8 protein-coding genes are annotated in these 10012 nt (G+C 70.1%); 2 read left to right on the top strand and 6 right to left on the bottom strand.

The window, feature by feature from the left end:
- Window positions 1–147: 147 nt before the first annotated feature.
- The gene (locus AQJ91_RS46955) at window positions 148–2223 is read left to right on the top strand and encodes a GAF domain-containing protein (RefSeq protein WP_159054826.1); all 2076 of its coding nucleotides are present in this window, start codon (window positions 148–150) and stop codon (window positions 2221–2223) included.
- A gap of 55 nt (window positions 2224–2278) precedes the next feature.
- On the opposite strand, the gene AQJ91_RS46960 is transcribed toward AQJ91_RS46955, so the two are convergent.
- Complete coding sequence (locus tag AQJ91_RS46960) at window positions 2279–3184, bottom strand: polyprenyl synthetase family protein (protein WP_107122730.1); 906 nt, start codon at window positions 3182–3184, stop codon at window positions 2279–2281.
- A gap of 530 nt (window positions 3185–3714) precedes the next feature.
- Here AQJ91_RS46960 and AQJ91_RS46965 point away from each other — a divergent pair.
- On the top strand, window positions 3715–5646 hold the full coding sequence (locus AQJ91_RS46965) for a glycoside hydrolase family 15 protein (RefSeq protein ID WP_234383459.1): 1932 nt from the start codon (window positions 3715–3717) through the stop codon (window positions 5644–5646).
- Between the two features lie 88 nt (window positions 5647–5734).
- On the opposite strand, the gene AQJ91_RS46970 is transcribed toward AQJ91_RS46965, so the two are convergent.
- From AQJ91_RS46970 to AQJ91_RS46990, 5 genes are all read right to left on the bottom strand, one after another.
- Complete coding sequence (locus tag AQJ91_RS46970) at window positions 5735–7003, bottom strand: glycoside hydrolase family 5 protein (protein ID WP_234383460.1); 1269 nt, start codon at window positions 7001–7003, stop codon at window positions 5735–5737.
- Window positions 7004–7011: 8 nt separating this feature from the next.
- Window positions 7012–7365 (bottom strand): response regulator transcription factor, encoded by a 354-nt coding sequence (locus tag AQJ91_RS46975; protein WP_067036089.1) that lies wholly within the window; start codon window positions 7363–7365, stop codon window positions 7012–7014.
- A 204-nt stretch (window positions 7366–7569) separates the two neighbouring features.
- Window positions 7570–7923 carry a glycoside hydrolase family 6 protein gene (locus tag AQJ91_RS57080; RefSeq protein WP_267891321.1) on the bottom strand — a complete coding sequence of 118 codons (354 nt, stop codon included), beginning with the start codon at window positions 7921–7923 and terminating at the stop codon, window positions 7570–7572.
- Complete coding sequence (locus tag AQJ91_RS57085) at window positions 7874–8134, bottom strand: glycoside hydrolase family 6 protein (protein WP_067036095.1); 261 nt, start codon at window positions 8132–8134, stop codon at window positions 7874–7876. Before AQJ91_RS57085 ends, AQJ91_RS57080 begins: the two co-directional genes overlap by 50 nt.
- A gap of 261 nt (window positions 8135–8395) precedes the next feature.
- On the bottom strand, window positions 8396–9526 hold the full coding sequence (locus tag AQJ91_RS46990; RefSeq protein ID WP_067036098.1) for a S8 family serine peptidase: 1131 nt from the start codon (window positions 9524–9526) through the stop codon (window positions 8396–8398).
- Window positions 9527–10012: the final 486 nt, after the last annotated feature.

The raw sequence follows: 10012 nt of genomic DNA on the forward strand, positions 1-10012 counted from the left end.
CGTGAAGACGTACGTCAGCCACATCTTCGACAAACTCGGGGTGCACAACCGCACGCAGGCGGTCGCACACGCCCTGCGGCTGGGGCTCGTGCCGTCCGGAGAACTCGCCCACGGCCTCGCCGCGGCGGACGAGCACCGGTGGTCGGCGTGAGGCGCCGTTCTCCCATCGTCCCGGAGGCGCCGGGCCCGACGCCCGACGCCGAGCCCGGCGGGCGAAGCCGACGGCCGGTTGGGGACGGCGCCTCGGAGATGGTCCTCGTGCTGGATCCCGAGGGGCATGTGCTGAGCGCCGGCACGGGCGCCGCTGTGCCGGGCGGCCACCGCCTGAGCGACCTCGTGGGGCGGCATGTCTCGCTCCTCTATCCGCCCGATGACGCGGCGTCGGGCGGCGTGGCGCGTGCCCTCGAAGTGGCCGCGAGTCTGGGCACACACCGGGAGTGCGCCTGGCGCGTCCGCCCGGACGGGGTGCGCTTCTGGGCCGAGACGGTCGTTTCGGCGACCCGGGACGCGCACGCACGCGTGGCGGGTTACAGCGTGGCCGTCCGCGACCTGAGTGCGCGCTGGCGGCACGAGCGCCGACAGCGTGCGGTCGCCGAGGTCACCCAGAGCGTGGTCGAAGGCTGTCCCGGGCACGAGGTGCTGTTGCTGGCCGCGCGCCGGGTGCGGGAGTCCGTCGGCGCCGAGACGGTCCGGGTGCTGGCCCTGGACTGGGGCGACGCACTGACCGTGTGCGCTGTGGACGGCGTCGGGGACACGGCCTCGCGTGGCTTCCTGATGCCGGGGGAGACCACGCTGATGCGCGAGGTGGTCCGCGTCGGACGCCCGCGGATCTTCTCCGACACCGACCACGAGCCGTCGAGGCTGCGCGCGGGGCTGCGCGACGCCGGACTGGCCTCGGTCATGGACGTGCCGCTGACGTTCCGTGAAGGGATCGTCGGGTTGCTGGAAGTGGTGAACCGGCGGCGCGGACGCTGCTTCACCGCAGAGGACCTTCAGATCGTGGAGCCGTTCACCGGCCCGGTGGGCCTCGCGGTTGAACGATCTCGCGCGGAAGAGGATCTGGACCGGTTCGGCCGTACGTCCCTGGTCCGCCAGGACGCAGTACGACAGGCGATGAACTCCGTGGCCGCCGAGGCGGTCACCCGCACTGGTGCCGTGTGTTGCGTGGTCTATCTGCTCGAACCGGAGACAGGGCTGCGCCCGGCCGGTGGCCACGGCGGTGCCGGCCCCCTCTCCTGCGACCAGGCGGATCGGACGGGGCAGGCGGAATGCCCGGCCGCTCATCCCGTGAAAGTGGCGATGGAGGCGATCACGACGGTGGCCCCGGTGGTCGAGACGCACCCGGAGCTCGCGCGGGCAGCGCCGGCCCCGGCTTCAGGCGAGGCCCTGGCCGCCGTGCCGCTGCGGTGCCGCGGGCAGGCGGTCGGCGCACTGTGCTGCCGCTTTCCGCGCGGACATCATCCCGGCGCGGAGGACGTCACGACGCTCCAGGACCTTGGGGCCAGGGCCGCCGCCACGGTGGAGGCGCAGCGGCAGTGGGACGTAGCCCGGGCGCAGGCGACGCGCAAGGAGCGGCGGCACCTGGCTCGCGAACTGCACGACTCCCTGTGTGCGGCCCTGTACGGCATCGCGCTGAACGCGCGTGTCGCTCGCGACCTCCTCGGCTCCGAGGACACCGGTGCGCACCGGCCGATCGACTCCGTGCTCCGGCTCTCCGACGCGGGACTGAGCGAGGTCCGGACGATCCTGTGCCGGCTCAGCCCCGAGTCGCTGCAGACCGAGGGGCTGGTCACCGCGCTGAGCCGGTACGTCGGCCAGGTGCGTGTCCGGCATGCCATCGCGGTCGAGGCGAGGCTCACCGCCGAGCCGGAGGCGGTACCGGAGGCCAAGCACGCGCTCTACCGGATCGCTCAGGAGGCGCTGCACAACGTCATCCGACACGCGGCGGCCCGGCATGTCCTGCTCCGCCTGTCCGCGACGGAGGACAACGTCACACTCGTGATCACGGACGACGGGGTGGGCTTCGACACCGGCAGATCCTTCCCCGGCCACCTGGGCCTGCGGTCCATGCGGGAACGCGCGCGGGAGGTGGGCGGCACCTTGGACGTCGACAGCCGCCCCGGTCATGGAACCTGGGTCCGGGCCGACGTCCCGGCGCGCGTGGCACCGGACGGCCCGTGCGCCGAAGGAAGCCGACGGGCAGGTGACCGTACGGACCGCTGACGGACCGGGACGGGTGACGGACCGGCAATCGTGCCGCGCCCGTCCTTCCGGTGGGTCACGGCCGAGCGCGAGCGGCTGCCGCGTCGCACAGCCCGGCCAGGGCGCCCCTCGCCGCACAGTCCGGAAGGTCTTTGAGTGCCGCTCGCGCCTGGAGGGCACTGCACAGAGCCTCTCGCAGGACCCGTCCCGGTGCCGGGTGTGCCGGTGGGGGACACGGCCCAGTGAGCACTTCGGCCCGGAGGAGGTCGTCTTCGGCGGGCCCCAGCACGTCGTCCGTGAGTCCGAGTGCCGTGCCGAGCCGTTCACCGTACCGGGCCAGGGCATCCCCGACGTGGTCTTCCGCGCCCGCCGCCAGGGCCCCGAGCCGCCCCGACACGCCAGTCAGCGAACCCGTCCGGGCGGCGGCCACCTCGCGGTGGTGCGCGACCGGGTCGCAACCCTCACTTGGGCCTGTCCGGCTCAGGATCTGGCCGGTGACGAGGCGTTCGTACGCAGCCGTCTGGACGCGTACGGCGTCGGGACCGAGGTCCGCCAGGATCTGTGAGGCGCGGGCGAACAGGAAGTCGCCTGTGAGGAGGGCGACCGAGGTGTCCAGGAGGGCGTGGGGATCCGGCCTGGTGTGCCCGGCCGCCTCCGCGCCGCGCACGCCGTCGTGAGCCAACGCGGCGACGTGAGTGAGCTCGACGGCGACCGCCGCGGGCACGACACCGGGTGCGTGCGGATCGCCGAACCGCGCCGCCAGCAGAACCAGGAGGGGGCGCAGTCGCAGCGCCTTCCCGGTGCGCAGAAGGCTCCGGCCGGACTCGGCGATGAAGCGGACATCGCTCTTGACAGCACCCAGCAGGCCCTCCTCCACGGCCGCCGAGCCGGCAAGGAGACTGTCGAGCAAGGCACTGCCTCGATCTCGCGGATTCGGGCCGAGGAGGTCGGTGATGGCCAATGGGCGTCCCTGTCTGTACATGGCTGTATGGAATCTCAGCACGCCGTGCGTGGGCGCGCGTGCGTGGAGGACCGTGGCGAGCGGCAGGCCGATCACGCCGGCGATGTCAGCGAGGTGGAAGCAGGGCGGGATGGGCTTGATCAGCCTGATCCGGTCGGCGACCACGCTCCGCAGAGGGCCGGGGGCCGCAAAAGCTGGCCCACGCCGTTGCCGAGGTCGAATCTCACCCCGCCGTTCCAGAGCAGCCGGAACTGCAACAGGCCGAATTCGGGAGGGGGTTCGGCTCACCCTGCCAGGGTATGAGCGTGCATCTCTCCCGCGTCCGTGATGAACCATGATCCTCTCCTTGTCCGGGGTCGGACCTACGCCACGGCTCGGTGGGAAACCCGGCGGCACGCAGTGCGGATTCCACGCCTGTCTACGCGATTTACACCATCATTGGTGCTCATCACTCATACGTTCCTGTAGGGGGCTATGTGTGGGAATACATACGCCATAGGGCGGGTTTCTCTCTTGTCCGGTCCGGTGTTACCTCGTGTTCAGGAGCTGCCGTGACTGAGAACCCCGGATGGACGGGGGCCCCCGCTCCCGCCGTGGTCTCACCGAGCCCCGTGGCGAACGGACGTCCTGTGCGCTCACCCGTACCCGCCGCCGCGGTGGGTACGGAGGCGCGGCCGATAGCGGACTACGCGCTGCTGTCGGACTGCCAGGGCGCGGCGCTCGTGGCGCGTGACGGGTCGGTGGACTGGCTGTGCCTTCCCCGCTTCGATGCCGCGTCCGTGCTCGCGCGGCTGCTGGACTCCTCCGCCGGGCACTGGTGGATCCGCCCGGTCGGCGTCTTCACCGTCCGCCGGGCGTACGCGGACACGACGATGGTGCTCCGTACCGAGTTCCGTACCGACACCGGAACGGTTCAGGTGACCGACGCCCTGGCCGTGGGGCCGAACGCGAGTGGCCGTGCCCTGGGCCGCGAGGTGCCACACACGCTGCTGCGCGTGGTGGAATGCACGGAAGGATCGGCCAGGGTGGCGGTGGAGTTCGCTCCCCGGCCGGACTACGGCGCGATCCTGCCGTTGCTGGCACCGGCCGAGGGAGGGCTGCTGTGCCGGATCGGCTCCGGCTCACTCCTGCTGTCCTCGCCGGTGCGGCTGGAGGGGCGGACCACTGCCCGTGGGCAGTTGGTGCTGAGCGCCGGGGAGCGGGCGGGCTTCGCCCTGCAGTACGTCCCTGTCGGCGGTCGGCGGCGACTGTGGAGCCAGGAGGACATCGACCGGGCCCTGCGGACCACGCTGGACGCCTGGCGCTCGTGGGCCGCGCTGAACCAGCGGTACGAGGGGCCCTGGAGGGACGCGGTGCATCTCAGTGGCCGGGTTCTCCAGGCACTCACGTTCGCCCCGACCGGCGCGGTCGTCGCGGCGCCCACCACGTCGTTGCCGGAGGCCGTGGGCGGTGAACGCAACTGGGACTACCGCTTCTCCTGGGTGCGGGATGCCTCCTTCACCCTGCACGCGCTGTCGGTCGCCGCCTGTCCGGGGGAGGCGGAGGAGTTCTTCACGTGGATGGCGCGAACTGCCTCCGCCGAGGGGCCCGCCGACGGCAACCCTCTTCAGGTGCTGTACGGAGTGGGCGGCGAACGGGTACTGACCGAGCGCACACTCCACCATCTGACCGGGTGGGGCGGCAGCCGTCCCGTGCGCATCGGTAACGACGCGTGGCGGCAGCGCCAACTCGACATCTACGGCGAGCTGTTGGACGCGGCATACCGGCTGCGCGGCCGACTGGGCCGACTTGACGGGCACGGTCGGCTGTTCCTGGTGAGCCTGGCCGACGCAGCCGCGGCGCACTGGCGCGAACCGGACCATGGCATCTGGGAGGTCCGTGGTCGCCCGCAGCACTTCGTCTACTCCAAGCTCATGTGCTGGGTGGCGCTGGATCGGGCCATCGCCCTGGCCGACGAACTCGACGCCACCGCCCGGGTGACCGCCTGGACCTCGGCCCGCGCCGAGATCCGCGCGGCGATCGAGAAGCACGGCTGGAGCAGGCGGGTTCGCGCCTACAGCCAGGCGTTCGGGTCCGATCTGCTGGACGCCTCCGCGCTGATGCTGCCGATCACCGGATTCACCGCGCCGGACGACCTTCGGGCGCGGGCCACGGTGGCCGCCGTGCGGGAACACCTGACCGGCCCGAGCGGACTGGTCCACCGTTATCAACGGGTTGACGACGGCCTTGCGGGCGAGGAGGGGGCCTTTCTGATGTGCTCCTTCTGGCTCGCGCACGGGCTCGCCCTGATGGGGGAGGTGGCCGAGGCGCGCGAGGTGTTCGAGCAGGCCGCCGCATGCGCCAATGATGTCGGGCTGCTGGCGGAGGAGGTCGACCCGGTCGGCGGCCACCTGCTGGGCAACTTCCCGCAGGCTCTCAGTCACATCGGCCTGGTCAACGCGGCCTGGGCGATCGGGCAGGCGGAGGAGGCCGGGCGACGGTGACGGCTGAACGCGCTGAAGGGGGCCGCGGACAGAGGTGGTGTCCGCAGCCCCCTTCACGGGCGGCCTTTCCGTGGGCGCGCCCGAGGGATCAGGCCGTCTTCTTCTCGGCGTCCTTCTCGGCCCCAGGAATCGGCGACTGGTACATGGAGACCAGCGCCTTCTTGCCCGGGTCAACGGTCTTCCAGTCGTCCTTGAGGACACCGCCGGTGTCACCGGAGTTGGGGTTCCAGCACCAATAGGTGTAGCTGATGCCGTTCTTCTTCAGGTACTGCATCAGGCTCTTCTGCCAGACGGCCTCGGTGCTCTTGCCGGAGCTCTTCCTGCCGCCGAACTCACCGAGCAGCACGGGAGCCGTGTTGCTCTTCTTCAGGAATCCCCAGTGTTTGTCCCAGAAGGCCGGCATGTTGCTCGGGAAGCTCTTCTCCATGAACCAGTTCTGGTTGTACACCCCGGGGCCGTAGTCGTGCGCGGAGTACACGACCTTGTCGGCCTCCTTGAGCTTCACCGGGTGCTCCTTGGCGCCGCGCAGCTCGCCGCCCCACCAGGTCGACTCGTCCTTGTACTTGTCGTTGCCCTCGACGAAGACCAGCCAGTCCTTGTTGACCGAGTGGATCGTGTCGCCGGCCTTCTCGGAGGCCATCTTCCAGTCGGTCTTGGGGTTGCCGTCGCCCCAGGTGGCCTGGCCGCGCGGTTCGTTGTGCAGGTCGGCGCCGATGACCTTGTCGTTGCCCTTGTACCGCTCGGCCAGCATCTTCCAGTCCGACAGCCACTTGCTCTCGGGGAGCTTGTCGGTGTACCAGAGCTCGCTCTGGCCGTACTGGTCCGGGCGGTGCTGGTCGAGGATGACCATCATCCCGTGCTCGGTGGCGCTCTCGACGACCCTGTCCATGATCTGGAGCCCGCTGAGACCTTTGAGCTCGGGGTTCTGCTTGTAGTCGATGCCGGTCGGCTTGCTCTTGGCGTCGAAGAGCTCGTTGGAGTACGGCAGCCGGAGCGTATTGAACCCGGTGTCGACCATCTGCTCGACCATGGAGTCCAGGTTGCGCGCCCACAGACCGTGCGGCGCGAAGGTGCCGGTCTCCAGACCGAACCAGTTGACGCCGGTCAGGACGACCTTCTTGCCGTCGGCGTCCACGATGTCGCCGCCGTCCGTGTGCAGCGCGCCGTGCACCCCGGAGTCGGCGGACGAGGAGTCGCTCACAGAGTCCACGGTAAACGCGGTGACAGTGCCGCCGACAGCGGCGACCGCGACGGCCGCCCCCGCTACACCGAGCACCATGCGGCGGCTGAGGCGTCGCTTCTTCTTCTCGAGGGCGGACTCGGTCGCGGACGTGTTCGGGTCAGTGTGGTTTTCCATGGGGGAATTCATGCGCTGAGACTCCTGAGGAATTCGGGTGCGGCGGTCTTGAGAATGCTGATGGGGGGTGTTTTCGCCGACGATTCCTGGCACTCCCTGTGCGGTTCGGTGGCGGCGGAGAGAAGGACGAGCAAAGCTGCGGGAAGGATTTCGCCGAGCCGGTGGCCGAGCTGGTTCGACCGCCAATTGGTCGTATCCGAATCGACCAGGATCACGTCCGGGCGCACATCGCTGACCAGCGACATCGCCTCAGAGGTGGTGGCCACAGCGCCCACGAGTTCACATCCGGGCTCGTCTTCCACAAGATCGGCGAGAGCCGTGAGTACCTGCGGATGAGGCTCCACGACGAGAACTCTTTTCATTGGTGGCGGACTCCTTCGGGCTTTTGCTGCCATGCCCACGAGGCTAGAAAAGGAGTCGCAGCCAAATCGCCGTACGAGCGAGCGAATTCTGCACACAACAAACGGCCCAATTCGGGCTACCTCAATTGAGGTAGCCCGAATTGGGCCGTTTGATGAGTTATTCCCCTTGTGTGGAAGGTGCAAGAATGCGGGGTTGCGGCTGCGTCATCGGGCGAGCAGGTAGGCGTACCGCGCGTCGAAGGTCCCCGCTGCCGCTGTGCAGCCGTCTGCCTGGCCGGGTGGCTTGACCCACAGATAGGCGTCGACGCCGGGGACACCGGTGGCTGTCGTCGGGAGTTCTCCCAGCCGTCGGCCGGGAGGGTCGCAGGCGCGGTGGCCCGCGGCGGGCCTGGCCCCGTTGCGGCTGGTGTCGATCACCATGGCCAGGCGGGAGCTGCCCAGCTCCCGGATCACTGAGAGGCCGTAGCGGATGTCGTCCCGGTTCGAGGACCACCAGTGCTCTGGCTGATCAGATTCCCCGGGCGAAGCCCTCGATCCAGTCGTGGTAGGCGGTGAGATCGCCGGTGCTGTGTCCGGAGCAGTCGCGGTGGTGTACGGCGTAGGTGACCAGGACCGGCATCGCGCCCTGGGCACGGGCGGCGTCGATCACGGCGCGTACGTCGCCTTCCGCCTTCAGCGGATCCGGGTCGGTGAACCAGGAACCCTGCGGCCGGGAGGCGATGCGCTCCTCGATGACCGCTGCCCGGGGGTCCCGGGGGTGTTCACGCATATCCAGCGGGCGGCCGGCGTGTCAGGGGCGGTGAAGAGACGGGTGGGGGCGGGGAAACGAGGCTGCGGCAAGGCGGGCGGAGGGGCGCTACCGGCGCGTACGTCCGAGTAGAACGGGGCAGTGGTCACCGCCGTGGTGATCGTCATCAGGAGGCCGAGGGCCGCCTGCCTTACCTTCCAGGGACGCGGATGCGCGCGCCCCGGGGCCGGTGTAGCGGGACGCGCGCGCTCGGGGACGGGGGCGTACAAGCCTCTCCCGTCGTCATTCTTCGTCCGTGGGTGACACACCGCGTCGGATCAGGAGCCAGGCGGTGACGACGAGCACGAGCAGCACCATCGCCACGGCCAAGACGATCAGTATCGGACCGGCGTCCGAGGACTCGCCGTTGGTGCGGTCCTGGGCGTCCGATGTCCGATCGGCACGCGCGGAGTCGACCGTGCGCTCCTGCAGCGCCGCCGCAGGGGCGACAACCCCCCAGCCGTATCGGGCATCCCAGTCCGCCTTACCCTGCTGAATAGCCGTCTGGGTCAGATGCCGAGTGACATCGCTGACCGTCCACTTCGGGTGTTCGGAGCGCAGAAGTGCGGCCGACGCCGCCACCCAGGACGCTGCGAACCCGGTGCCCTGGCCGGTCCAGTAGTCGCGGTTCTTGGCGGTGGTCAGGATGTCGACACCCGGCGCGGCCAGGTCCACGTGCTCGCCGTGGTGGGAGTCCGGCCAGAGTGTGCCCTTCTTGTCCACGGCGGTGACCGAGAGGACTCCCGGATAGGCGGCAGGGTAGGTCTCCGCGTTGCCGGTCCCGCCGGTGTCGCCCGCGCCGGCCACGATCAGGGCGTCCCGGGCGGCCGCGAACTCGACGGCCGTCTTGAGGGCGTCGAGCGGGCGGGTGAAGCCGACTGTGACGTTGATGACTTTTGCCCCCTGGCGCGCGGCATCCATGATCGACCTCGCGGTCGCCGCGGTCAGGGCCGTGTTGTCGCGGTAGACGCTGAACGGAAGGATGCGCGCCTCCGGAGCGAGCCCGAACAGGCCGTCGCCGTCGTAGTTGCGGCCGGTTCCGGCGATGATGCCCGCCGCGTGCGTGCCCTGTATCGCCGCGTCGCCCTCGTCGCGCGTGCCGTCGACGTCCTTGCTCTTGACGACGCGGCCGGTGAGGTCGGGATGGGAGGCGTCGACCCCGGTGCCGATCACCGCGACCGTCACGCCCTCACCCCTGGTGACCTCCCAGGCCTGTTCGGCCTTGAGCGCGGTCAGCGCCCACTCGGACTCACGGAGCGCCCCGGAGTCTGCCGTAACAGCCATAGTCGGCATGGTGACAGCGAGCACCAGCGCCGCGACTGCCGCTCCGGCGCGTGCGGCGAGCGTGCGGCCCGACGGCGTACGACCTGCCATGGCGAGGCACCTGCCTTTGGTGCTGGTGGGATGTGAGGCCGGGCCGCCGAAAGAGTGCCGCGGCCCGGCCGTCCCGGCCCGGCGCCCCAGGGAGTACCGGGCTGGAACTTCCTCTGCTTGTCCCATCGTCCGCGGCGTGCGAGGCATTGGCGCCCGCCAATGGGGGGAGAGGGAGACCCCCTCTTCGGGGGGAGCGCGCGGGCCGGGGCCTTCCGTTTCCTGGCTGAACATGGCTGTCCAGGGTCGCCTCCCCCAAATGGGGGTGCCAAAGGTATCCCCCGAAGGTGGAGATCTCGCTCACCCCTTTTTGTGATGTTCGCGACTGCTCATGAGTGCAGGCTGGTGGGGGTGGGCGTGAGGTCCCGCCGGGTGGGGCCGAGGGGCGTTCTCTCGCTTGGAGGAGCCGCGATGCACTACTTCCGAACGGCGCCCACACTTACTGACCGGCCACGAGCGGAGCCGGAACCGTCCCCCCAGCTTGCTATG

The organism is Streptomyces dysideae (genome assembly GCF_001514305.1).
GTDB lineage: Bacteria > Actinomycetota > Actinomycetes > Streptomycetales > Streptomycetaceae > Streptomyces > Streptomyces dysideae.